Below are 23,258 nucleotides of genomic sequence, written 5' to 3'. Positions count from 1 at the left end.
CCCACCGACCGTGGCCGGCTATCAGAAGCTGGTCCTCCGCCGCGCAATCTGGCTGATCAGCACCGGGATCGCAGGGGCTACAGCGATCGTCTTCCTCGCCGTAACAACGAACGTCGCCGTGGGGCTGGCATGCCTATTCGTGATCATGACAGCAGCCGTTGTTCTTCCGATCACCGCCATCACCTACTGGCGGCGTGGGCGCGTTCTCGACATCCTGCACGCATATCCGTGGCGCGAGTTCTCCTGCGGGTATCCGCCTGAGGCGCCGAGCAACCCCACCCTCATCTGGGTCCGGTTCGAGGACGACTACGCGCCAACCTTCCGCATCATCCCCTTCCCCGTCCCGCTCGCCGAGACGGAGAACGAGCACCCGGACAGGATCTGGTTCGCGGGGGATCCGCGGTTTGGGGGGGTGGTGTCGCCCGTTGGGGGGCATTACCCCGTGCGGGTGGTGCCGCATGAGGGGGGTGGGGCGGCGGGGTGGGGGCGGCCGGAGGATGACGCGTTGGCCCGGCGGGTCGGGCTAGTGCGGCGGAGTGGGAAGGGCACGCAGACGTAGCGCGGAGCGCTCCCGCTCCGAGAGCCCGCCCCACACACCGAACCGCTCGTCGTTGGCCAGGGCGTACTCCAGGCATCCCGCCCGCCCCTCACACGCCCCGCAAAGCCGCTTCGCGTCGCGGAGGGAGGTCCCCGGCTCGGGGAAGAAGAAGTCCGGGCCGGTCTCGGAGCAGAGGGCGAGTTCGTACCAGGGGGCGCCGGCCTCCGCGGCCTGGGTCCCCGTAGCGATCGTGTTCATCGACATGCCGCTCATCGTCATGTCGGGTGATGTACGTCCGATCAACATCGGATCAACGCACATGCAAGAAGGTGCACGATCGTGCGTTCGGTAGGATGTCCGCATGGCAGACGGACGCGTGGAGCGCGGCAACCAGACCCGGCGGGCCGTGCTGGAGCGGACCATGGGCATCGCCTCCGTGGACGGCCTCGAAGGACTGTCGCTCGGGAAGATCGCCTCTGAGCTCGGCCTCAGCAAGAGCGGCGTGTTCGCCCTCTTCGGCTCCAAGGAAGAGCTCCAGCTGGCCACCGTCCGCGCCGCGGTCGACGTGTTCGTCGACGAGGTCGTCCGGCCCGTCCGCGAGGAGCCGGCCGGCGTCGAGAAGGTGTGGCGGCTGTGCCGGCACTGGCTGGCGTACTCCGGGGGACGCGTCTTCCCGGGGGGTTGCTTCTTCTACTCCGTCTCCGCGGAGTTCGACGCCCGGCCCGGGCCGGTGCGCGACGAGATCGTGAAGGTCCGGGATTCCTGGACCCGGTACGTGGAGCGGGTGCTGGACGAGGCCCGGCTGGCCGGCGGGTTCCGCGCGGGTGTGGACACGGACGCGGACGTGGTGCCGCAGCTCGCCTTCGAGATGATCGCGTTGATGGACCTCGCCAACGCCGAGGCGGTACTGCACGACGACGTCGCGCCCTACGTCCGCGCCGGCCGGGGCATCCTCGACCGGCTGAAAGCGGTGGCGGCCGCTCCGGAACGGCTTCCGGAGCGGCCGCCCACCGCGGCGGATTTCGTCATCCCTTCCTGACGCCGCGGCCGCGCAGCGCCGGTGCGGTCGCCGCCGCGGCCAGGGACGTGAGGGCGCACAGCAGGAACACGTGCTCCCAGCTGCCGTCGGTGCCGCCGGTGCCGCCGGTGAGCAGCGCGGCCATCGCCGCGATGCCCAGCGCCCCGCCGAGTTGCCGCGAGGTCATGAGCAGGCCGGTGCCGGCGGCGAAGCGCTGCGGTGGCAGGGAGCGGGAGCCGAGTGCCGCCAGCGCCGTCAGGGCCACGCCGACGCCGAGGCCGCCGATCAGCCCGGCGGGCAGGAACACCTGCGCGTACGAGGTGGATGTGTCAGCCCAGGCCCACATCAGGAGGGCGTTGGCGGCGAAGAGCAGGGTTCCGGTGGCGAGCGCCGCCCACTGGAGGTGGGGCGGGACCTTGCGGCCGACCACCAGGGAGCCGGCCATGGCGAGGAAGGCCCCGGGGGTGACGCCGAGCCCCGCTTCGAGGGCGGAGAAGTCCCAGCGGGCGGTGAGGTAGGAGGGGCCGGCGAGCAGCCAGGCGTACATGCCGGCGCCGAAGAGGAGTGCGGCGAGGTTGGCGCGGGCGAAGGTGCGGTCGTGCCGGAGGTCGAGGTCGACGGCGGGCGCCGGGTGGGCGTGGGAGCGCGCCACGGCGAGTGCGGTGAGCAGGGCGCCGCCGGTGAGGAGGCCGAGGACGGCCGGGGCGGTCCAGCCCCATTCGGCGCCCTGGGTGAGGCCCGCGACGGCGGCTCCGATGCCGAGTACGAGGGCGGCGGTGCCGAGGGGGTCGGGCAGCCGGCTGGTGCGGCGGGGTTCGGCGGGGAGGGCGCGCGCGGCGGCCCAGGCCACGGCGAGGCCGATCGGCAGGTTGACGAGGAAGATCGCGCGCCAGTCGGCGAGGTCGACCAGTAGCCCGCCGACGCTGGGGCCGAGGGCGGCCGCGAGTCCGCCGGCGGCGCCCCAGACCCCGAGTGCGGCGGCCCGCCTGGCGGGCGGGGTGTGGGCGAGTACGAGTCCCAGCGCGGCAGGGATCATGCCGGCGGCGGCCGCGCCCTGGAGCGCGCGGGCGAGGATGAGCAGGTCGGCGGTGGGGGCCAGGGCGGCGGCGAGCGAGGTGGCGGTGAACGCCAGCGTGGAGCCGAGGAAGAGGGAGCGCCGCCCGAGGGTGTCGGCGAGGCGTCCGGCCGAGGCCAGGAGGGCCGCGAAGAGGACGGCGTAGGCGCTGACGACCCAGGTGAGGCGGGGCAGGGTGACTTCGGGGAAGGCGGCCCGCAGGTCGGGGAAGGCGACGTTGACGACGGTGGAGTCGAGGAAGGCGAGGAAGGTGGCGGCGGAGGTGACCGCCAGGATCCGGCCGGCGCCGGCGCCGGTGCCGGGGCCGTTGTCCGGCGGGGCGGCGGGGGCCGGTGCGGGCGGGGCCGGTACGGGGGTGGCGGGGCGGGGGCTGCTCGTCTCGTTCATCGGGTCGCCACCCGCAGGTCGGTGGCGGCGGGGGTGGGCAGCTCGGGGGTGATGAACTCGGCGACCCGGGTGATGACCTGCGGGTCGGCGAGGATCCGGCGGTGGCCGAGGCCGCTGGTGAGGACCAGTTCCGCCCGCTCGCCGAAGGCGTCGGCCATGGCGCGGGACTGGTCGGCCGGGACGGTGTCGTCGTCCGTGTCGTGCAGGAGCAGGACGGGGGCGGCGGATATCTCCTCCGGTCTGCGGCGCACGTCCAGCCGGTCGAGGACGCCGGGCTCGCCGGGGGCGAGGCGGTGCCGGACGTGGTGGCGCAGGGCGTCTCCCACCGCGGGGCGCAGGCCGAGGCGGTCGCGGAACTGCTCGACCAGGTGGTCGAAGGAGGCGACGCCGCCGATGGCGGCGACGCGGTCGGCGTGCACCTCGTCGCGGAGCGAGAAGAAGGTGGCGAGGACGCCGATGGAGTGGGCGACGATGCCGGAGAAGTCCCCGTACCGGCGGTGCAGCCGGCGGATCACCGTGCGCATGTCCAGGACGGTCGCGGCGCGGCCTCCGGAGGTGCCGTGGCCGGGCGCGTCGTAGGAGACGACGGTGTGGCCCCGGGCGCGGAGCGCCTCGATGATGCCGGCGAGCCGGGAGGCGCGGGAGGACCAGCCGTGGACGACGAGGACGGGTCGCTCGCCTTCGCCCCAGCGGTAGGTGGTGACGGCGGCGCCGTCGAGGTCGATGCGCTCGGTCACGGCCTGCGCGAACAGCGGGTGCTCCGCGGGTCTGAGCCGGGCCCGTCCGAGCGGGCGTACGAACACGGGGAAGGCGACGGCGCCGGCCAGCGGCGGAGGCAGCCGGGACGCGAGGTTGAGGGTGGTGCTCACGACGGAAGTCAGGGGATGCATGTCCGGCACTCCGGATCTCCTCACGGTGGCAGGGTGAGGAAATATTAGCACGATCGTTCGTGTTGTTTTGCGCGTGGAGGACGTGGCGGTGGGGGCGGAGGGTGTTACACGAAGCCGGGCTGGCCGGTGCCGTCGAAACGGTGGACCGAGCGCCGGAGGAGGCCGAGGAACTCCGCGAAGTCGCCCGCGATCCGGTCGAACTCGGCCTCCTCGGAGGCGCGGCGAGAGCGCCACACGGCACCGTCCGCACCGACCGCGTACAGGATCCCGCCGCCGTCGGAGCCGATCAGTACGGCGGGTTTCATGCACGGCGCCGATCGCACGCTAGTACGTGGCGAGGCCGGCGAAGGCGGCCCATGGGGCGGGGTGACCTGACGGATGCCGAGTGGGAACCGCTGCGGCCGTTCCTGCCGGTCAGCAACAGGCGTTGCCTGCAGGTGGCGGGACCACCGGCAGGTGATCAACGGGCTTCTGCACCGGGTGCGGACCGGGGTGCAGTGTGACCTGCCCGAACGGTTCGGTCCGTGGAAGACGGTCTCCGAACGGCACCGCCCGTGGTCTGGCGACCGCGAGGGGACCTGGGAACGTCCGCTCCAGCGGGTCCAGGCCGCGGCGGACGCGGCGGGTGACGTCGACTGGGACATCTCGATGGACTCCGCGACCGTCCGGGCGCATCAGCACGCGGCCGGCGCCCGGACCGATCCGCCGTCGACCGCCGCGTCAAAGGGGGCCGAAATCCCGGAACACCATGACGAATCCGCGTGGCAGCGTCTCCACGGCCGCCCGGTGGAGGTGGTGCTGGAAGTGAGGGCCTGGGCCGTTCGCGCGGCGGGTTCACCACCAAGCTCCACTTGAGCGCCGACGGCCGCTGCCGCCCGCTGTCCCTGATCGTCACCCCAGGCCAGCGGGCAGACTGCACTCAGTTCAAGCCGACCCTGGAGAACATCCGTGTGCCCCAGCCTGGACCGGGCCGACCCCGCAAGAAGCCGACCAGCGCCGCGGCCGACAAGGCATACAGCGACGACCCATGCCGGGACCACCTGCGGCGCCGGGGCATCCGCCACACCATCCCGGAGAAGACCGACAGCCGGGCCGCCCGCCTGCGCAAGGGCTGACGCGGCGGACGGCCACCGGGCTTCGACGACGAGCGGTACGAGAAACGCAATACCGTAGAGCGTGCGATCAACCACCTCGAACAAGCACCGGGCCGTGGCCACCCGTTACGACGAACGTCGCTACATCGACCTCGGTACCGCAACCGCCGCAACCCTCGCCACCTGGCTCCGAACGTGATCGCCCGGAGTTCGAGGTCAGTTCAGGCGGCGCCGCTGGCCTCCGGGGCGATGAAGCGCCGGTAGAGGGGGGCGAACGTCACCTGGGGCTCGGTCGTGATGCCCAGTTCCCCCTTCACCACGGGTGCGACCCTGTCGGCGATGAACCGTGTGAAGTGATCCTCCGTCTCCCAGACGTCGGCCGCGTGGAAGCCGTCGTCGTCGAACCAGCCCATGTGCATCACGAACCCGTCGGGAGCGTCGCCTTCCCAGCCCACCCGGTCACGCGCCGCGTCGTACGCCTCTGGCGTGAGCTCGGGCCACACAAAGGTCATCACGACTGCCATGGGAGTTCCTCTCCATCGCCTCGGTGCGCCGCAGCCTGTGCGGCACGGCGGTACGACGCTAAAGCAGGTCAGGCCGGCCGGGCACATCGGAACAGCCATTCGGAGCAGGTCGCCTGGCGGCACGGAAGGCCGCCGCGCCGCCAGGCGGAGGTGTACGCCTCGACCTGATCGCCAGGACAGAACCTAGTCGGCGGCCGGGGCGAGGCCGGCGTCGACCAGGCCGGCCAGGACGGCCTGACCGAGGGCCTGCACCGCGGACTGGGGACGGACCATCACGGTGAACTCGGCGATCCTGCCCTCCCCGTCGAGCTGGAGCAGGTCGATGCCGTGGATCTGCCTGCCGTCGACGGTGGCCCGGAACGTCAGGATCACGGACGGGGCGTCGGCGCCGCCCGAGGTCGTTTCGGCGAGGCCCTCGAACCGGCCGGTGTAGCGGAAGTCCTCGAAGACGCGCAGCAGGACGCCGAAGAGGCCGAGCACCATGGGCTTGCCCTCGAAGGGAGTGAACTTCACCGGGCTCCAGAGGCGGACGTCATCCGCGAACAGGGCGTCCAGCGCGCCGATATCGCGCTTCTCGACGGCGGAGCGGAACGCTTCCGCGGCGTGCAGGGCCTGACTCATGTGGACCTCCGGTGCAGGGGTACTCAAGGATGTGAGTAGTCAGTTTTTTGAGTATGGTGCAGGAACGCGCGTAGGAAGGGAAGGGGGCGGTCCGATGGCCCTGCGGCATGCGGTGCTGGCCGCACTGCTCGACGGCGAGTACAGCGGTTACCAGTTGGCCAAGGCGTTCGACATCGGCGTCGCCAACTTCTGGCACGCCCTCCCCCAGCAGCTGTACGCCGAGCTGACCAGGCTGGAGCGCGAAGGGCTGGTCTCCGGGCGGGAGGTCGCCCAGGAGAACCGGCCCAACAAGCGGATGTTCCGGGTGACCGAGGCCGGATGCGCCGAGTTGGAGGCCTTCGCGACGGCCCCGTCCAAGAACTCGTTCATCCGCGACGACCTACTGGTCAAGGTGCAGGCCGTGGACCGGGTCGACGCGGGACCGGTGATCGAGCAGCTGGAGGAACGGGCCGCCCTGGCCGAGGCCAAGGTCGAGCTGCTCGGCAAGCTGCTCCTCCGGCTGCGCGGCGAGGCCGGCGAGGAGGAGTTCCTGCGCCGGGGGGAACGGATCGGGCCGTATCTGACCTGCCTGCGCGGACTGGAGTTCGAGCAGGGGCACCGCGACTGGTGCAGGCGGATCGCGGAGGTCCTGAGGGAGAGGCGGAACGACCATGCCGAACGGTGAGTACCTGCGGTACGTCGCCCTGGGCGACAGCCAGACGGAAGGCGTCGGGGACGGTGACGACACGGTGGGCCTGCGGGGCTGGGCCGACCGCCTCGCCGAACGGCTCGCGGCCGCCGAGCCGCGGTTCGGGTACGCCAACCTCGGCGTCCGGGGACGCCTCGCCGGACAGGTCCGCGACGAACAGCTGGAAGCGGCTCTGGCCCTGGAGCCCGATCTGGCGACGGTGGTGGCCGGGGTGAACGACCTGATGCGGCCCCGGTTCGACGCGGCGGAGGTGGCCGGGCATCTGGAGGAGATGTTCGCCGCGCTCACGGCCGCCGGAGCGCGGGTGGCGACCGTGACCATTCCCGACGTGGGGCGGGTCGTGCCGCTCGCCAGGCCGTTGCGGGCCCGGGTGTTCGAGCTCAACGCGCGGATCCGCGTGGCGGCCGGCCGCCACGAGGTGGCGGTGGCCGAGACCGGACTGGCGCCGGTGTCCACCGATCCCCGGCTGTGGGCGGCCGACCGGCTGCACGCCAGCCCGCTCGGACACGAGCGGATCGCCGCTGCCGTGGCCGAGGCCCTCGGCCTGCCCGGCAGTGACAGCGGCTGGGCCGCCCCGCTGCCGCCCCGGCCCGCCCGCCCCGTATGGCAGACGGCCGCGGGCGAGCTCCGGTGGGCGGGCGGGTTCCTCGGGCCGTGGCTGGGGCGCCGGATACTGGGCCGCTCCTCCGGGGACGGCCGCACCGCGAAGCGTCCGCAGCTGTCGCCGGTGACCCTCTGATCGCCGCAAAGCCCGCGATGTGACCTGCTTCACAGGTTGAAGTTCGCCGATCGCGATGAATTCCGGTCGGCTGTGCGGTCTTCATTGCAGTACATCGGGAACGGACACCGGGAGCGGTCACATGCGCATCATCATCTCCGAGTTCATCAGCCTCGACGGTGTCGTACAGGCGCCCGGTGGTGCGGAGGAGGACACCGACGGCGGCTTCGCCAACGGCGGCTGGTCGCACCCCTTCTTCGACCCGGAGGTCGTCGGCGGCGCCTTCGACGACGTCACCGCGAAGGCCTCGGGGCTGCTGTTCGGGCGGCGCACCTGGAAGACGATGGCGGGAGCCTGGCCCGAGCGCGCGGGCGACCCGTTCGCCGACCGGATGAACGCCCTGCCGAAGTACGTGGTGTCGCGGACCCTGCGCGAGTCCGAGCTGACCTGGGACAACACCACCCTGATCCCAGGCGACGACGCCGTCGCGCGCATCCGCGAGCTGCGGGCGCAGGAGGGCGGCGACCTAGTGGTCATGGGCAGCCCCACCCTGGTGCGGACCCTGCTGGCCGAGGACCTGGTCGACGAGCTCCGGCTCATGCTCATGCCCGTGCTGCTCGGCGGCGGGAAGAGCATCTTCCCGTCGGACGGCGGCCTCCGCACCCTGGAGCTGGTCTCCACGGTGACCAGCCCCGCGGGCGTCCAGGTCTCCACCTACCGCCCCGCACCCCGCCGCGGCTAGGCCGTGTCCGGCGGATCCTGCCGGGCGCGGCTGGGCTGGACGCGCTTGGGTTCGCCGGGCATCTTCGGGTAGTCCGGCGGGTACGGCATGTCGCCGAGGCCGTGGTCGCGTTCCTGCCGGTCGGCGAGCTCGAAGACCGTGTCGAGGGTGAAGGCGTGGTCGTCCATGTCGGCGTGCAGGTCGCCGAGTTCCGCGTAGCGGGCCGGCATGGTGACGATGTCGAAGTCCCTCGGTTCCACGGAGTCGATCTCGTCCCAGCGCAGCGGGGCCGACACCGGTGCGTGCGGGCGGGGCCGGACGGAATAGGCGGAGGCGATGGTGCGGTCACGGGCGGTCTGGTTGTAGTCCACGAAGATCCGTTCGCCGCGCTCCTCCTTCCACCAGGCGGTGGTGACCCGGCCCGGCATGCGCCGTTCGAGCTCCCGGCCGAGGGCGATCGCGCAGCGCCGGACCTCGGTGAACGTCCAGCGGGGTTCGATGGGCACGAAGACGTGCAGGCCGCGGCCGCCCGAGGTCTTGGGCCAGCCGCGCAGGCCCAGTTCGTCGAGGAGGCCGCGCAGTTCGTGGGCGGCGGCCACCGCGTGGTGGTAGTCGGTGCCGGGCTGTGGGTCCAGGTCGATGCGCAGTTCGTCCGGCCGGTCGGTGTCACCGCGCCGGACCGGCCAGGGGTGGAAGGTGAGGCAGCCCAGGTTGGCGGCCCACAGGACGGCAGCCGGCTCGGTCGGGCAGATCTCGTCCGCGGTGCGGCCGCTGGGGAAGGCGATGTGGGCGGTGGGAATCCAGTCGGGAAGGTTCTTGGGGGCGCGCTTCTGGAAGAAGGACTCGCCCTCCACCCCTTCGGGGTAGCGCTCCAGGGTGGTCGGCCGGTCGCGCAGGGCCCGGGTGATGCCGTCGGCCACCGCCAGGTAGTAGCGGGCCACGTCCAGCTTGGTGAGACCCCGCTCGGGGAAGTAGACCTTGTCCGGGCTGGACAGCCGTACCGGCCGACCGCCCGCGTCCAGCTCGATCGCACTACCGGCAGCACCCATGTGCGCCACGTTAGGCGGCCCCGGCGGGCTTCGCATACCGGGCGTCGCGGGACGGAACGGCGCAGAATCGGGGACATGGACCTGCCGGTGATGCCTCCCGTGAAACCGATGCTCGCCAAGGCGGTGTCGAAGATCCCGCCGGGCATGCAGTACGAGGCCAAGTGGGACGGCTTCCGGGCGATCGTCCACCGCGACGGCGCGGAGGTGGAGATCGGCAGCCGCACCGGCAAGTCCCTGTCCCGGTACTTCCCGGAGCTGGTCGGTGCCCTCAGGGACAACCTGCCGGAGCGCTGCGTGGTCGACGGGGAGATCGTGGTCGCGCACGGCGGGCGGCTCGATTTCGACCGGCTGACCGAGCGGATCCATCCCGCCGCGTCCCGGGTGAAGTTGCTGGCCGAGACCACCCCGGCCTCGTTCGTCGCCTTCGACCTGCTCGCGCTCGGCGACGAGGCCCTGCTCGACACCCCGCTCACCGAACGCCGTACCGCCCTCGTCCACGCCATGTCCACGGCCCGTCCCCCCGTTCACCTCGCGCCCGCGACCACCGACCCCGCCGTGGCGCGGGAGTGGTTCGAGCGGTTCGAGGGCGCCGGTCTGGACGGGGTGATCGCCAAGCCCCTTGATCTCCCCTACCGTCCGGACGCCCGTCTCATGTTCAAGATCAAGCACGAGCGTACGGCCGACGTCGTCGTCGCGGGCTACCGTTTCCACAAGAGCGGTCCGATTGTCGGATCGCTGCTGCTGGGCCTGTACGACGGGCACGGCGCCCTCCAGCACGTGGGCGTCTGCGCCGCCTTCCCCATGAAGCGACGGGCGGAGCTCATCGGGGAGTTGGAGCCCCTCAGGATGGCCGACGCCGCGGGTCACCCCTGGGCCGCCTGGGCCGAGGAGGCCGCCCACGAGAGCGCCCGGCTGCCCGGCGCCCAGAGCCGGTGGACCGGCAAGAAGGACCTCTCCTGGGTGCCGCTGCGCCCCGAACGGGTCATCGAGGTCGCCTACGACCACATGGAGGGCGACCGGTTCCGGCACACCGCCCAGTTCCGCCGCTGGCGGCCCGACCGGACCCCGCAGAGCTGTACGTACGCCCAGCTGGAGGAGGTCGTGCACTACGACCTCGCCGAGGTGCTGGGCACCGCGTAGGGCGTCCGGCGGGGCCTGCGGCAGGTCAGCCCTTCGTGAGCTCCTCCCACTCCCCGCGGTCCGGCCCGGCCGCGTGGGGCTCGTAACCGGGACGGGCCGCCAGCCAGCGGGCGACCCGCGCCCTGGTCTCCGGGTCCGCGTAGGCCCGTTCGGGCGGGTCGAGCAGGTGGCGGACCCGGGCCCGGACCCGCATCACCTCGGGGTCCTCCAGCGCGCAGTCGAAGAGCGCGGCCGCCTCGCGCGCCGTGCCGGTGCGCCCCGTCCGCGTCGCGAACCGCTCACCGATCGCCGCGTCCGCCGTCACCTGGAAGTCGAACCAGGGCTTGAGCGTCCGCAGCGCCCAGGCGTGGTAGTCGGCGGCGAAAGCCGCCGACCCCGGGTCCCGGTGGGCGGTCAGGGCCACGCGCTCGGCGGCCCACAGGGCGAGGGACACCCCCTGCCCCAGCGTCGGATTGGTGTGCGTGACCGCGTCGCCGACCGGCACCAGGCCGGAGACCACCGGCCCCCGCTCGTCGGCGAAGGCGCTCCAGCGGTTGTCGAGGCCGGCGGTGGCCAGCACGTCCGAGAGCGGCTCGGGGCCCAGCTCCAGCCAGGCCGCGCCGGGCGGGAAGGTGCGGGCCGCCGCCTCGAACACCACCGGGTCGCGCAGAGCGGACCGGGTGGCGTCCGCGGTGTGCACGATGAGGGTCACCGCGAACACCCGGTTGTCGGCGGGGAAGACGGCGCAGCCGGCGAAGGTCCCCCCGGTCACGGCCCACGGACGGCGCGGTCCGTCCGCCGTGCTTCCGGGAAGCCGGTACCAGCGGCAGAAGTACGCCAGCCCGGTGCGGTGCCGCTGCACCACGGCCGGCCGGCAGCCGGCTTCCACCAGCCAGCGTTCGGCACCGCCGCGCCGGCCGCCCGCGTCGACCACCAGATCGCCCTCGTAGGGACCGGAAGCGGTGCGCACGCCGACGGCCCGGACACCGTCGCCGACGGACGCCGTCACCAGCCCGGTCACCGGCTCCCCGTGACGGGTGACCACTCGGGGTTCGGCGCGCAGCGCGGTGCTCAGGGCGCTCTCCAGGACGATCCGGCGGGCCTGGACCATGACCAGGTCCTCGTCGCCCGGCCGGGCCGGCGGCCGCTCGTCGAACCAGTCCAGCTCGTGCCGCTCGCGCGCGCCCAGGCGGAGCATCTCCGCGTACACGTCCGGAAGCCGGCCGCGCAGGACGTTGCGGGCGGCGCCGAGCAGGGCGTGCGGCTGGACGGCCTGCGGGACGGCGGTCCGGCGCCACCCGAAGAAGTCCCGGTCGAGGGCGGCGCCGGGGGCCCGGCTGTCCCGCTCGAAGAGCTCGGCGGTGTGTCCCCGACGGGCGGCGAGCAGCGCGGTGGCCACTCCGCCCACGCCGCCGCCGATCACCAGTAGATGTGCCATGGCGTCCCCCCGACACTCCGCGGCCGTCCCCATGTGACGATCACACCGTGGGATCCTGCGCGCCCGGAGGGTGGCCGAAACCCGGGCAGCACCGTTGCGTGCTACCTCCCGGCCACCGCCCGGCGGACCTCCTCGGCGACCAGGTCGGCGTTGATCGCTGCCGCGGCTCGCAGACCCTGCCCGGCGGAGCCCAGCACCGTCTCGGCCGGCGCGGTGACGTTGCCCGCCACCCAGACGCCGGGCACGGCGGTGGCTCCGGTCAGCGGATCGCAGTCCACGGCCGTTCCGATGGACCGCCCCGCCTGCCGTACGTCGGTGACGCCGAGCCCGAGACCGGTCAGGAGCGCGGCGCGGGCCGTGAACCGGGGTGCGACGACCAGGGCCTCACAGGCGACGGTGGTGCCGTCGGCCAGGACGGCTCCGGCCAGCCGGCCCTCCGGCGTGGTGCGCAACCCGGTGACGCGCCCCCCAGCGACGGCGATGCCGCGGGCCGTCAGTTCGCGGCGCTCCTCGCCGGTGGGGGTGGTGGTGTGGGCCAGCAGGGTCACCCGGTCGGTCCACTGCCGCCACAGCTGTGCCTGGTGGACGGCCAGCGGGCCGGTGGCGAGCACCGCGACCGGCCGGTCCCGGACCTCCCAGCCGTGGCAGTAGGGGCAGTGCAGGACGTCGCGGCCCCACCGGGCGGCGAGGCCCGGCACGTCAGGCAGTTCGTCCGTCAGGCCGGTCGTCACGAGCATCCTCCGGGCCGAGGCCGTGGAGCCGTCCCCGAGCCGGACCAGGAACCCGCCGTCCGGAAGCGGGTCCGCGGCGATCGCGGTGCCGTCGGTGAACCGGGCGCCGTAACCGGCCGCTTCGTCCCTGGCCCGGGAGCGCCATTCGGCCGGGTCGATGCCGTCGTGTCCCGGATAGCCGTGCATGTGGGCCGCCGGGGCGTTGCGGGGGCTTCCGGAGTCGATCACGAGGACCGAGCGCCGGGCCCTGGCCAGGGTCAGGGCGGCGCTCAGCCCGGCCGCGCCGCCACCGATCACCACCACGTCGTGCTCCGGCGACCGGCTCGTCTCGTTCATCTGGTCCACCTCGTCCACCTGGTCCACCTGGCTCGTCTGGTTCGCCTGCTTCGTCTGGTCGGTCTGGTTCCTCATGGCTGTGAGCGTGGGACCGCATGGGCCCGCTTGACAAATGTTGTTGCCGAACCGGCAAATGGGAACATGGCCGATGACGAGGACTCCGCGCTGTCGGAGGTGCTCACCGCCGTGGGTCCGCGACTGCGCGCGCTGCGCCGCGAGCGGGGCACCACGCTGGCGCAGCTGAGCGAGACCACCGGGATCTCACTGTCCACGCTGTCGCGGCTGGAGTCGGGGCAGCGCAAGCCGACCCTGGAGCTCCTGCTCCCGCTGGCCCGGGCGCACCGGGTGGCCCTGGACGAGTTGGTCGGCGCCCCGGAGACGGGTGACCCCCGGGTGCGTGCCAAGGCGTTCGTCCGGCACGGGAGCACCTATGTGCCGCTGACGCGTAACCTCGGCGGCGTCCAGGCCTTCAAGACGGTCATGCCGCCGGCCCCGGATCCGTCCGCGCCGCCGCCGGAGCAGCGGGTCCACGAGGGCTACGAATGGCTGTACGTGCTCTCCGGACGGCTGCGGCTGCTGCTGGGCGAGCACGACCTGGTGCTGACCTCGGGCGAGGCCGCCGAGTTCGACACCCGCATCCCGCACGTCTTCTTCAACGCCGGCCCGCAGCCGGTCGAGTTCCTCAGTCTGTTCGGGCCGCAAGGCGAACGGATCCACGTCCGCGCCCGGCCCGGGAAACCCACGGAAGGACGAGCATGACCACACAACCCCCGCACCCGCGGAGCCAGCGCCCCGAACGCGCCGAACCGACGCCCAACGCCGTGGTCGGCGTCGGCCTGGTCGTGCTCGGCACGGACGGCCGGCTGCTGCTCGGCCAGGCGCACGACGGCCGGTGGGAGCTGCCCGGCGGCAAGGTCGACCCCGGGGAGGGGTTCGAGCAGGCCGCCAGCCGCGAACTGGCCGAGGAGACCACCCTGCGGGCCGTACCTGAAGCGGTCCGGGTGCTCGCCGTGCAGCTCGAAACGCGCTCCGAGGTGACCCGGCTGACGGCGGCCGCGGTCACGGAGGCCGCCGAGGGCACACCGGCGGTCACCGAACCGCACAAGATCACCCGCTGGGAGTGGTTCGCCCCGGAGGAGATCCCGAGCGCCCTCTACGCCCCCTCCGCGGCCGTGCTCCGCACCTGGCGCCCGGACCTGACCACCCTGCCCGACGTCCCCTCCCACGACTACCCGACGCCCTGACGGAACCCGGAGCGCCCGCCGGAACCCCGGCCGGAACCCCGGGCGGGTCGCGACCCGGATGGCCGGTCGGCGGACGGCCCGTCGGCGGCGTGCTACGAGACGGCCGCCGCCGTGGCCGCGGCCGTCGCCGCGATCACCGCCGCCTGCATGTCCCGGATCGCGAGCCGGACGCTCTCCGCCGCCCACTCCCCGGCCGCTATCTCCGCCATCCTCGGGGCGACCTGCCGGCGCGACAGGTCAGGGAAGGCCAGGGAGTGCAGCTTGGCCGCGTGCAGCAGGGCTATGAGACCCGCCGTGCGCTCGTCGGGTTCCGAGGCCTTGTCGAGCACCGCCGCGTTCAGCCGCGCCCGCAGGGCCCGCTCCGCCGAACCGTCCGACTCCGGGTAGCGCCTGACCGGGAACAGCCCCATCACCTTGTGCCGCTGCTCCGCGACCAGGCCGCGCTCGGCGAGCCGCTCCACGGCCGCGCCGACGGCCTTCATGTGGTCCCTGGTCAGCCAGTCCGCGACCCGCCGCTTGCTGCGGCCCTTCATCCACGCGTCCATCAGGGCGAGCCGGCCGTCCAGCAGCGGCTCCCCCGTGGGCGTGCGGTCTGCCACTCCCAGGTACTTGCCCGTGACGGTGACCCGCCCCGCCATGACCAGTTCGAGCAGGATGCCGCCGGCGACGGCCCAGCCGGCCGCCTGCCGTGACCTGACCGCGCCGGACTCGTCGTCCAGCGACAGCAGCATGATCTCCTCGCCCAGTGTGACAACCGCCCCCGCCGCGCCCGTCGTCTCGGTCATCTCCGGCCCCCGTCCCACTCGTATGCCTGTCCGCCCGTCCTGTTCCCGTGCGGTTACTCACCAGTTCAGACGTACTGCGGTCACGCCCAGTTCCCCCCGCCCCGCACCTCACCCCATCGGGTGAGCCGGGCCGCGGGCAGTACCACGGACACTAACGCCCGCCGAACGCCCGGGGCCCCGCCCACGGCGCGAAGTCGCCCTCCCCCAGGTCCTCCGCGAGCAGCCGTTTCGCGATGGCGTCCGCCGCCGCCCGGAGCTCCGCCCCACCCGGCCGCCCGCGGTCCCGCTCCAGCCGGTCGCCCAGCCAGTCGGCCCACGCCCCGGAGATCACGTCGGCCTCCCGCCGCCCGGCCCGGGTCAGCGAGAAGTAGGTGCCCTCCCGGCCGAGGTAGCCCTCCTCCTCCATCCGGTCGAAGACCGGAAGCAGTACCTCGGGCGGCAGGGACCTCCGTGCGGCGACGAGTCCCAGGCTGGCGTGGCCGACGGTCCGGGTCAGCAGGTCCACCTGCATCACCGCCCAGGCCCCCGCCATGTCCAGCCGGGTGTCGGAGGCCTTCACGATGGCGCGGGCCGTCTCGGGCCCCATCGTGCGCACGAGTTTGCCGACCGCCGGCTCCAGCAGCCGGGCCGAGTCCCCGGAGGCGGTGGCGGGCGAGGCGAACCCGTCGCCCATGTCGGTGGAGCCGGCCCGGGCGCTGTCGCGCAGCCGCACCTGCTTGAGGAACAGGGCCACCACGAACCCGGCCGGCGCCACCGGCACGGTCCACAGGAACACGGTGTGCAGGGCGTGCGCGTAGGCGTCGACCACCGGCCCGGACGCCGCCGGTCCGAGGGCGTGCACGCCCTGCGGGCTCTGCGCCGCCCGGCCCACCACCGCCGGATCGGCCCCCGTGGCGGCGGCCTCCACGACCGCCGGCCGCAGCCGCGGCTGAAGGGCGTTGGCGTAGATGGTGCCGAACACGGCGGTGCCGAAGGCGCTGCCCAGCGTGCGGAAGAACGTGACGCCCGACGTGGCGGTGCCCAGGTCGGCGTAGTCGACGGTGTTCTGGACGGCGATGGTCAGCACCTGCATGGACAGGCCGATACCGGCGCCCAGTACGAACATGTGGACCGATTCGAGCCAGGTGGCGGTGCCCGGGCCCATCCGTGAGAGCAGGTACAGCCCCAGGGCCATCACCAGCGACCCGGCGATCGGGAAGATCCGGTAGCGGCCGGTCCGGCTGGTGGCGTTGCCGCTGAACACGGAGGCCAGCAGGAGGCCGGCCACCAGCGGCAGGGTGCGCACCCCGGACACGGTGTCCGAGTCCCCGTCCACGTACTGGAAGGTCCGCCACGATCGTGGGCAGGGCCGTGCCCACGATGGTCTGGTCGAGGGCGGCGAGCAGCACCCCCAGCAGGATCGTGCCGAACACCACGTTGCGGCGCCGCCGGTCCAGGACGGGCGGCGCGGCCGCGACGGCGGGGGCAGTGGTCACACGTCGCACTTTCACAGCCGCGCCCGCCGGCCCGCGTGCGGCGCTGGGCCGTACGGGCGCGGCCCGCCGGCCGTCAGCGCAGGTAGGCCAGGCCGGGGTGGTGTCGCGCGTACCCGTCCAGCAGCCGCCGGGCGACCGCCACCGAGTCCACCAGCGGGTGGAGGGCGAAGGCCTTGGTGGCGGCGGCCCGGGCCGCGGTCCGTGACGGTGCCGCCGCCGCGGCGAGCACCTCCCGCTCCACCGCCTTGACCGCCGTCACCAGCCCCACGGCGTGGTACGGCAGCGGGTCCACCGCCACCGGGTGGGCACCGTTGGCGTCGACCAGGCAGGGCACCTCGATGACCGCGTCGGGGTCGAGGACGGAGAGGGTGGAGCCGTTGGCCACGTTGAGGATCAGGGTGGCGCGCTCGTCGCGGGCGATGGCCCGCATCAGGGCGAGCGCGACCTGTTCGTACCCGCCCGACTCCAGGTCGGTCTCCTCGCGTTCGCCGGCGCCCGCCGCCTCCCGGTTCTCGGCCATGTACGTGGCCTCGCGTTCGGCCCGGGTCCGGTCCCAGGCGGCCAGCGCCGCGCCGGCGGCCGGTCCCGTCCCGTCGGGCCCGGCGTAGAAGGCCCGCTGCTGGTCGCGCAGGAAGGCGCCGCGGGTCCGCTCCGCCTGCCGGTAGGCGGCCACGGTCTCGCGGTTGAAGTAGTAGTAGTGGAGGTACTCGTTCGGGATCGCGCCCAGTGAACGGAGCCACTCCGCGCCGAACAGCCGGCCCTCCTCGAAGGACTCCAGCGCGACGGGGTCGGCCAGCAGCCGGGGCAGCTCGTCACGGCCGCCGATGCGCAGCCCGCGCACCCAGCCCAGGTGGTTGAGGCCGACGTAGTCGATCCACGCCTCCTGCGGGCGGGCGGCGCCCAGTACCCGGGCGATCCGCCGGCCCAGCCCCACGGGCGAGTCGCAGATGCCGATGACCCGGTCGCCCAGCGACTCCCGCATGGCCTCGGTGACGAGCCCGGCCGGGTTGGTGAAGTTGATGACCCAGGCGTCCGGGGCGAGACGGGCGATCCGGCGGGCGATCTCGCGGGCCGCGGGCACGGTGCGCAGGCCGTACGCGATGCCTCCGGCGCCCACGGTCTCCTGGCCCAGCACGCCCTCGGCCAGCGCCACCCGCTCGTCGGTGGCGCGGCCGTCGAGGCCGCCGACGCGGATGGCGGAGAAGACGAAGTCGGCGCCGCGGAGGGCCTCGTCCAGGTCCGTGGTGGCGGTGACCGCCGGGGCGGCGGGCACGCCGTCGGCCTGGTCGGCGAGGACCCGGGCCATGACGGCGAGCCGGCCCGGGTCGGTGTCGTACAGGGTGACCCCGGTGACCCGGCCGTCGGCCCGGTCGCCGAGCAGTGCCCCGTAGACCAGGGGCACCCGGAACCCGCCTCCGCCGAGGATCGTCAGCCGCATGGCAGCAGTGTCCCCGACCGGTTCACTCGCCGAGCGGCGGCACGGCGCGCAGGCGGGGCTGTTGACGTCTCGGGGCGTCGGCAGCGCCCTGCGGGGAGTGGGCCGGCAGCGGCGCGGGGGCGGAGAGGACCAGGGTGATCCGGGTGAGCCCCATGGCGTCGAGCATCCGGCCGGTTTCGGCCACCATCCGGCAGCGCACCCGGCCGATGCGCGCGTCGGGGTGGCGGACGGCGAGGACCGCTCCGTCGCGTTCGGCCGCGTCGGCGCCGTAGGTGCTGAGCCAGTGCGGCACCCCGTACCGGTAGGCGGCTTCCATGAACGGGTCGCGCGCCACCTCCTGGCGGATGCTGCACAGCCCCTCGTCCTGGGGGTCGGCGGCGAGCGCGGTGGCGAACTGGGCGAGCAGCGGCACGCACCAGGCGGGCTCGTGGTCGTCCAGTACGGCCGCCGCGTCCGGGTGGAACAGGACGAACCGCAGGAAGTTGTCGTCGGGCAGCGCGGTGGGGTGCGGCCGTACCGTCTGGAAGAGCTGGTCGAAGGCCGAGTTGGTGAGCGCGACGTCCCAGCGGTGGTCCACCAGGAAGCTCGGGTACGGCACGGCCTCCATGAGGGCGGCGTAGTCGCGCAGGTAGTCGCGCTGCTCCGGATCCTCGGGCAGCCGGCTCTCCTCGGCCGCGCGCCAGGTGGGCGGCGGGTCGCGGTCGACCATGACCCGGAAGAGCCAGAAGCACTGGCGCTCGCTCATCTCCAGGGCCTCGGCGAGGGCCAGCAGTTTGCGGTCGGTCCACGCCTTGACCTGGCCGCGCTCCCAGTTGCCGTAGGCGCGTACGCTGATGCGGAGGCGGGACGCGACGTCCTCCTGGCTGAGCCCCAACTCCTCGCGGCGCTGGCGCAAAATCTCCTTGCGGCGCTCCAGCCGCACTGCGCCACGTACGGGCTCCTCGCCCATCGGGCGCTCGTCGCCTGTCCGGTCGTCCTGGGAGAGGCCGTCGGACGGGCCCACCGCTGCGAGATGTGGCACCGAGAGCTCCCCCTTCTCGCGGTCTGGATCTTCGTTTCCGTGTGGCGATCCTGCTACCGCCGTCATTCGAGTGTCAACTATTGTGGCAATTCCAGCCCCTTGACAGCTGAATCCCGCCACAGCTGTGGCAAGTTCTAGCCCTCTGACGGGGAAACAGTTAGCCTCCAGAGGCCAACCACGTGTCCGTACCGACCTCGCGTGATCTAGGAGAACCACTGGTGACAGACGGCTTCCCGGCTCCCGTCGCGGTGGCCACCGTGCCTCTGGCAGCCACCGTCGCGCGCGTCGCCGACCTCGCGGACAAGCTCGGGCGCGACCAGGGCGAGGTGTTCGACCTGCGCAGACTCTCGGAGGCCTCCGGAGTCCCCGCCGACGTGGTGAAAGCGCTGCTGGAGGGCCGCCCCGCCGGCGAACCGGACCTCCAGGCACGGTTCCTGCAGCGGCTGGACCTCCTGCGCCGCACCAGGGTCAAGCCCAACGGCCGACGTTACACCCAGCAGGAGATCGCGGACGGCGCGGCCATGTCCCGACAGCAGGCCGGCGCCCTGATCAACGGCGACCGCCGCCCCACCATGGAACACTGCGACGCCATCCAGCGCTTCTTCGGGGTCCACGCCGGTTTCCTCACCGCACACGACGCCGACGCCCTCAACGACGCCCTGCTGCGCACCGAACAGCAGCTGCTCCAGGACTTCGCGGACCGCGAGCGGGAACGGGAACGGGAGGCGGCCGCCGGCGCCGACGACGACCCGCTGGCCCGGCTCCTGCAGAACCACGGGGTCCGTGGCATCGCCTGGCGGGCCGCGCAGTTGCCGAGCGACAAGCATCGCGACAAGGTGACGGAATGGCTGGACATGCTCCTGGAGAGCGTCCAACGCAACGAAGTCGAGAAGTGACCTCGGATTCCGACCCCGATCCCGACCCCGACCCGATCCGACCGATCCGATTCCTGAATCCTGATCCTGATTCCGATCCTGAGCCTGATCCGCATCCGCGCCGACAGGGAGAACGGTGAGCATAGGCAGAGAACAGCGGCGGCTGTGCGGGGAGCTGGTGGCCGGCATCCGGCTTGCCGACCCTCAGTCACCCCTGGACCTCTACGCCGCCCTGTGCACGGGCATGAGCCGCCACCGCGGACGCCGCGTCGACTTCCGCATGGCCTCGTTCCCCCCGGGGACGGCCAGCGGCCTGTGGCTGGACATGGCCGACCGCGACCTGGTGGTGATCGAGGAACGCACGGCCCCCGACCACCAGCTGGTCATCCTCGGCCACGAGCTGTGGCACATGAAGGCCGGCCACTGCAGCCACCACGTGGACGGCGCCGCCGTCGCCGCCCGGCTGCTGAGCGACGAGGCCGACATCACCGAGACCGTACGGCGCGTCGCCGCCCGGACCCGCGCCGACGTACGTGAGGAGACCGAGGCGGAGACCTTCGGGCTGCTGCTGGGCAGCAAATGCCGTCCCTGGCTGTCCGCCGGACTGGGCTCCGCCCCGACCGAACGCGACAAGGTCGCCGACCGGATCGAGGCCTCGCTGGGCTACCGCGGCCCACGGGGCTGACCGTTGGAAGGACTCGACTTCTACATCCCGGCCAGCGTGCTGGTGATCGCGTTCACCTGCAAGCTGCCGGGACTCAGCCGGGACTGGCGGGACCCGCTGGTCCGGGCGGTCAGCGTGCTGCTCCTCGTGGCCAGTTCGGTCTTCTTCTTCGCCGCACCGCCGACCATCGCGGCCGTCAACCACCTCACCGGCGTGCCCAACTTCTCCGCCCCGCTGGTCTACTGCATCCTGACCGCGTTCAGCGCCTCCTGCCTGCTGCTCCTGATCAACTGGCGGGGCGGCTCGGAGGACCGCACCCGGCGCCTGTCCCACTGGTGCGTGGGCACGTACTCCACCGTGATCGTCGCGCAGATCGTCCTGTTCATGGTGGGTGACGCCCCGGTGGAACGGCTGCGCGACTTCGACACCTACTACGCCCGGACCCCGTACATCCGCGAGATGGTCCTGGTCTACCTGCTCGCGCACACCGCGGCCGCCGTCGTGATGACGGTGCTGTGCCGGCGCTGGTCCCTGCACGTACGCGGCTCGCTGCGCTCCGGCCTCATCCTCATGGTCTGCGGGTTCATGCTGAACCTGGTCTTCGACGCGGCCAAGTTCGCCGCCGTCGGGGCCCGCCTGGCCGGGCACGACTGGGACGTGCTCAGCACCGACGTCGCACCGCCCGTCGCCTCCTTCTCGGCACTGCTGATCGGCATCGGCTTCGTCCTGCCGCTGCTGGTCCAGCGGATGTCCGCGAGCTGGAACACCTGGGTGACGTACCACCGGCTCGGCCCGCTCTGGCGCGAACTGCGGGGTGCGGTGCCGCAGGGCTGCCGCGCCGTCCGGATCTCCTGGTGGTCGCCCGCCGACCTGCGGGTCACCCAGCGGGTGGCCGACATCCACGACGGACTCCTGCACCTCGACCCGTACTTCGACCACCGGCTGCGCGACCTCACCCGCGAGGCGCTGATCGCCGCCGGCAGCGGCAGCGGACAGGCCGAGGCGATCGCCGAGGCCACCATGGTGGCGGCCGCGATCCGGGCACGCGCGGCGGACCCCGAGGAAAAGGTCATAGGCTCTGCGGACGCCTACACCTCGGCCACCGCCGAAGGGCCGCGTGACCTCGTGCGCATCTCACTCGCGCTGCGCTCCCCCCTCGTCGCACAGTCCCGCAGGCCCGCGGCCAGTACGGAGAGCAGTCAGCCATGAGACAGACCAGCGGCCAGGAGCCGCCCCTCCCGAGACCTGCCGGCGGCCCGGAGCGGCCCGGCCCGGGACGGGAGGGCGCCGGCCCCGATGCCGCGGACCCCGGCACCGCCCCCGGCCACGACGGCCCCGGCCGCGACGGCCCCGGCCGCGACGGCCCGGCCGGCGGTCCCCGCCGGGCCCTGGTGGCGGGCGGCGGGCTCGCCGGCCTGCTCGCCGCCGCCGCCCTGGCCCCGTACGCCGACCGGGTCACCGTCGTCGAACGCGACGCCCTGCCGTCGGGTGCCGAACCCCGGGCCTTCCTGCCCCAGGCCCAGCACGCGCACCTGCTCTGGTCCGGCGGTGCCGAGGCGATCGAGGGCCTGCTGCCCGGTTTCACGGAACGGCTCCTCGCGGCCGGCGCCCGCCGTATCCCGCTCACCGCCGGCATGGTCGCCCTGAGCCCCCGCGGCTGGTACCGGCGCTGGCGGCCCACCCACTTCCTGATCGCCTGCACCCGTGACCTGCTCGATCGCGTGGTGCGCGACCAGGTCCTCGCGCTCCCGGGCGTCCGCCTGCTGGAACGGACCCAGGTGCTCGGCCTGACGGGCGACCGGGAGCGGATCACCGGCCTCCGCGTACGGACCGGCGACGAAGCCGAACGGACCCTCACCGCCGCCCTGGTGGTGGACGCCACCGGGCGGGGCAGCCGGACGCCCGGATGGCTGGCGGACCTGGGGATCCCGGACGTCGCGGAAGCACTGGTGGACTCCGGCCTGGTGTATGCCAGCCGCATGTACCGGGCCCCCTCGGGCACCGAGGGCTTCCCGGTGGTCAACATCCAGGCGGCCGCCCGCGGCACCCGGCCCGGCCGGTCCGCGGTCATCGTGCCGGTCGAGGACGGCCGCTGGCTGGTCACGCTCGCCGGGACCCGGGGCAGCCGCCCGTCCGGGGACGCCTCGGCCTTCGAGGCCTTCGCCAGGTCGGCCCGGCACCCGGTGGTGGCCGACCTGCTGGAGCACGCCGAGCCGCTGACCGGAGTGGTCACCTTCGGCAACACCGCCAACCGGCGCCGGTACTACGAACGAGCCCGCGCGTGGCCCCAGGGGCTGGTCGTCATCGGCGACGCCGTGGCCGGCCTGAACCCGGTGTACGGACACGGCATGTCGGTGGCCGCCCAGGGTGCCCGCGCGCTCGCCCGGGAACTGGGGGCCGGCCCGGCCGGCCGGGAACTGGCGGCTCCCGGGCTCGCGCGCCGGGTCCAGCGGGCCGTGGCGCGGCCGGTGTCGGTGGCCTGGGACCTGGCCACCGGGCAGGACGTCTTCTACCCCGGCAGCGTGGGCAAGCGGCCCACCCTGGCCGACCGGCTGACGTCCCGCTACGTGGAGCGGCTGATCCTGACCGCGACCGGGGACTTCAGGGTGGCCACCGCGCTGACCGACGTGATCACCCTGTCCGCCCCGGCGACCGCCCTGATCCAGCCGGGGGTACTGCTGCGTGCGCTGCGCGGGCCGCGCCTGCCGCCGCTGGCGGGCCCGCCGCTGACCGAACGGGAACTGCACTTCACGCGTCCGACGGACGCGGGGGTGGCGGAGACCGCCGGTACCTGACCGGAAGGCCGCCG

24 protein-coding genes and 2 pseudogenes are annotated in these 23,258 nt (G+C 73.4%); 13 read left to right on the top strand and 13 right to left on the bottom strand.

Translation table 11 applies throughout. The features are described from left to right. The first annotated feature begins 10 nt into the window (after nucleotides 1–10). Nucleotides 11–559 carry a hypothetical protein gene (locus ACFY61_RS30165; protein WP_389477198.1) on the top strand — a complete coding sequence of 183 codons (549 nt, stop codon included), beginning with the start codon at nucleotides 11–13 and terminating at the stop codon, nucleotides 557–559. Here the strand turns inward: ACFY61_RS30165 and ACFY61_RS30160 are convergent. Next, entirely contained in the window at nucleotides 524–802 is a 279-nt protein-coding gene (locus ACFY61_RS30160; RefSeq protein WP_389477196.1) for a WhiB family transcriptional regulator, read from the bottom strand. The two genes, ACFY61_RS30165 and ACFY61_RS30160, sit on opposite strands and share 36 nt — an antisense overlap. A gap of 97 nt (nucleotides 803–899) precedes the next feature. Here ACFY61_RS30160 and ACFY61_RS30155 point away from each other — a divergent pair, with 97 nt between their 5' ends. After that, nucleotides 900–1,577, top strand: a complete 678-nt coding sequence (locus tag ACFY61_RS30155; RefSeq protein WP_389477194.1) for a TetR/AcrR family transcriptional regulator — start codon at nucleotides 900–902, stop codon at nucleotides 1,575–1,577. Here the strand turns inward: ACFY61_RS30155 and ACFY61_RS30150 are convergent. The 3 genes from ACFY61_RS30150 to ACFY61_RS30140 form a co-directional block, all read right to left on the bottom strand. Beyond that, on the bottom strand, nucleotides 1,564–3,018 hold the full coding sequence (locus ACFY61_RS30150) for a DHA2 family efflux MFS transporter permease subunit (RefSeq protein ID WP_389477192.1): 1,455 nt from the start codon (nucleotides 3,016–3,018) through the stop codon (nucleotides 1,564–1,566). The two genes, ACFY61_RS30155 and ACFY61_RS30150, sit on opposite strands and share 14 nt — an antisense overlap. Then, the gene (locus ACFY61_RS30145; RefSeq protein ID WP_389477190.1) at nucleotides 3,015–3,887 is read right to left on the bottom strand and encodes an alpha/beta hydrolase; all 873 of its coding nucleotides are present in this window, start codon (nucleotides 3,885–3,887) and stop codon (nucleotides 3,015–3,017) included. The genes ACFY61_RS30150 and ACFY61_RS30145 overlap by 4 nt, the downstream gene beginning before the upstream one ends. 125 nt (nucleotides 3,888–4,012) lie before the next feature. Further along, complete coding sequence (locus ACFY61_RS30140) at nucleotides 4,013–4,213, bottom strand: hypothetical protein (protein ID WP_389477188.1); 201 nt, start codon at nucleotides 4,211–4,213, stop codon at nucleotides 4,013–4,015. Nucleotides 4,214–4,264: 51 nt separating this feature from the next. On the opposite strand from ACFY61_RS30140, the pseudogene ACFY61_RS30135 reads away from it, so the two are divergent. After that, a pseudogene (locus tag ACFY61_RS30135) lies at nucleotides 4,265–5,201 on the top strand (IS5 family transposase). Between the two features lie 22 nt (nucleotides 5,202–5,223). On the opposite strand, the gene ACFY61_RS30130 reads toward ACFY61_RS30135, so the two are convergent. After that, on the bottom strand, nucleotides 5,224–5,526 hold the full coding sequence (locus tag ACFY61_RS30130) for a hypothetical protein (protein WP_389477186.1): 303 nt from the start codon (nucleotides 5,524–5,526) through the stop codon (nucleotides 5,224–5,226). Between the two features lie 183 nt (nucleotides 5,527–5,709). After that, entirely contained in the window at nucleotides 5,710–6,147 is a 438-nt protein-coding gene (locus tag ACFY61_RS30125) for a nuclear transport factor 2 family protein (RefSeq protein ID WP_389477183.1), read from the bottom strand. A 94-nt stretch (nucleotides 6,148–6,241) separates the two neighbouring features. Between ACFY61_RS30125 and ACFY61_RS30120 the strand changes: the two genes are divergently transcribed. From ACFY61_RS30120 to ACFY61_RS30110, 3 genes are all read left to right on the top strand, one after another. Continuing rightward, nucleotides 6,242–6,811, top strand: a complete 570-nt coding sequence (locus ACFY61_RS30120) for a PadR family transcriptional regulator (RefSeq protein WP_389477181.1) — start codon at nucleotides 6,242–6,244, stop codon at nucleotides 6,809–6,811. Next, nucleotides 6,798–7,574: an SGNH/GDSL hydrolase family protein gene (locus tag ACFY61_RS30115; protein WP_389477179.1), complete on the top strand. Its 777-nt coding sequence runs from the start codon at nucleotides 6,798–6,800 to the stop codon at nucleotides 7,572–7,574. Before ACFY61_RS30120 ends, ACFY61_RS30115 begins: the two co-directional genes overlap by 14 nt. Before the next feature lie 121 nt (nucleotides 7,575–7,695). Then, complete coding sequence (locus tag ACFY61_RS30110; RefSeq protein ID WP_389477177.1) at nucleotides 7,696–8,295, top strand: dihydrofolate reductase family protein; 600 nt, start codon at nucleotides 7,696–7,698, stop codon at nucleotides 8,293–8,295. Here the strand turns inward: ACFY61_RS30110 and ligD are convergent. After that, on the bottom strand, nucleotides 8,292–9,323 hold the full coding sequence (gene ligD, locus ACFY61_RS30105) for a non-homologous end-joining DNA ligase (RefSeq protein ID WP_389477176.1): 1,032 nt from the start codon (nucleotides 9,321–9,323) through the stop codon (nucleotides 8,292–8,294). The two genes, ACFY61_RS30110 and ligD, sit on opposite strands and share 4 nt — an antisense overlap. Nucleotides 9,324–9,398: 75 nt before the next feature. Between ligD and ACFY61_RS30100 the strand changes: the two genes are divergently transcribed. Beyond that, entirely contained in the window at nucleotides 9,399–10,463 is a 1,065-nt protein-coding gene (locus tag ACFY61_RS30100) for an ATP-dependent DNA ligase (RefSeq protein ID WP_389477174.1), read from the top strand. Nucleotides 10,464–10,488: 25 nt separating this feature from the next. On the opposite strand, the gene ACFY61_RS30095 is transcribed toward ACFY61_RS30100, so the two are convergent. Together ACFY61_RS30095 and ACFY61_RS30090 are read right to left on the bottom strand one after the other, a co-directional pair. Then, entirely contained in the window at nucleotides 10,489–11,880 is a 1,392-nt protein-coding gene (locus ACFY61_RS30095) for an NAD(P)/FAD-dependent oxidoreductase (protein WP_389477172.1), read from the bottom strand. Between the two features lie 101 nt (nucleotides 11,881–11,981). Further along, nucleotides 11,982–12,947, bottom strand: coding sequence for an NAD(P)/FAD-dependent oxidoreductase (locus ACFY61_RS30090; protein ID WP_389477232.1), 966 nt, complete (start codon nucleotides 12,945–12,947; stop codon nucleotides 11,982–11,984). 141 nt (nucleotides 12,948–13,088) lie between these two features. Between ACFY61_RS30090 and ACFY61_RS30085 the strand changes: the two genes are divergently transcribed. Beyond that, nucleotides 13,089–13,706, top strand: coding sequence for a helix-turn-helix domain-containing protein (locus ACFY61_RS30085; protein WP_389477170.1), 618 nt, complete (start codon nucleotides 13,089–13,091; stop codon nucleotides 13,704–13,706). Then, a complete protein-coding gene (locus ACFY61_RS30080) occupies nucleotides 13,703–14,191 on the top strand; it encodes an NUDIX domain-containing protein (RefSeq protein WP_389477168.1) in 489 nt (162 codons plus the stop codon). Before ACFY61_RS30085 ends, ACFY61_RS30080 begins: the two co-directional genes overlap by 4 nt. Before the next feature lie 92 nt (nucleotides 14,192–14,283). On the opposite strand, the gene ACFY61_RS30075 is transcribed toward ACFY61_RS30080, so the two are convergent. The 4 genes and pseudogenes from ACFY61_RS30075 to ACFY61_RS30060 all read right to left on the bottom strand — a co-directional run bounded on the left by ACFY61_RS30075 (nucleotide 14,284) and on the right by ACFY61_RS30060 (nucleotide 18,910). Next, nucleotides 14,284–14,976 (bottom strand): GPP34 family phosphoprotein, encoded by a 693-nt coding sequence (locus ACFY61_RS30075; RefSeq protein WP_389477166.1) that lies wholly within the window; start codon nucleotides 14,974–14,976, stop codon nucleotides 14,284–14,286. A gap of 151 nt (nucleotides 14,977–15,127) precedes the next feature. Then, nucleotides 15,128–16,297: pseudogene (locus ACFY61_RS30070) on the bottom strand (MFS transporter); the annotation flags it as partial. A gap of 227 nt (nucleotides 16,298–16,524) precedes the next feature. Continuing rightward, nucleotides 16,525–17,889: a 6-phospho-beta-glucosidase gene (locus ACFY61_RS30065; RefSeq protein ID WP_389477164.1), complete on the bottom strand. Its 1,365-nt coding sequence runs from the start codon at nucleotides 17,887–17,889 to the stop codon at nucleotides 16,525–16,527. A 22-nt stretch (nucleotides 17,890–17,911) separates the two neighbouring features. Then, nucleotides 17,912–18,910, bottom strand: coding sequence for a helix-turn-helix domain-containing protein (locus ACFY61_RS30060; RefSeq protein ID WP_389477162.1), 999 nt, complete (start codon nucleotides 18,908–18,910; stop codon nucleotides 17,912–17,914). A 218-nt stretch (nucleotides 18,911–19,128) separates the two neighbouring features. On the opposite strand from ACFY61_RS30060, the gene ACFY61_RS30055 reads away from it, so the two are divergent. From ACFY61_RS30055 to ACFY61_RS30040, 4 genes are all read left to right on the top strand, one after another. Continuing rightward, on the top strand, nucleotides 19,129–19,806 hold the full coding sequence (locus tag ACFY61_RS30055; protein ID WP_389477160.1) for a helix-turn-helix domain-containing protein: 678 nt from the start codon (nucleotides 19,129–19,131) through the stop codon (nucleotides 19,804–19,806). Between the two features lie 115 nt (nucleotides 19,807–19,921). Continuing rightward, entirely contained in the window at nucleotides 19,922–20,470 is a 549-nt protein-coding gene (locus tag ACFY61_RS30050; protein WP_389477159.1) for a toxin-antitoxin system, toxin component, read from the top strand. 3 nt (nucleotides 20,471–20,473) lie between these two features. Then, the gene (locus ACFY61_RS30045) at nucleotides 20,474–21,658 is read left to right on the top strand and encodes an MAB_1171c family putative transporter (protein ID WP_389477157.1); all 1,185 of its coding nucleotides are present in this window, start codon (nucleotides 20,474–20,476) and stop codon (nucleotides 21,656–21,658) included. Beyond that, complete coding sequence (locus tag ACFY61_RS30040; RefSeq protein WP_389477155.1) at nucleotides 21,655–23,244, top strand: FAD-dependent monooxygenase; 1,590 nt, start codon at nucleotides 21,655–21,657, stop codon at nucleotides 23,242–23,244. Before ACFY61_RS30045 ends, ACFY61_RS30040 begins: the two co-directional genes overlap by 4 nt. Nucleotides 23,245–23,258 lie beyond the last annotated feature (14 nt).

The organism is Streptomyces sp. NPDC012888, from assembly GCF_042900645.1.
Classification (GTDB): domain Bacteria; phylum Actinomycetota; class Actinomycetes; order Streptomycetales; family Streptomycetaceae; genus Streptomyces.
Note: the sequence above shows the minus strand (reverse complement) of the source record. Positions and strands in the feature narration are given on the sequence as shown.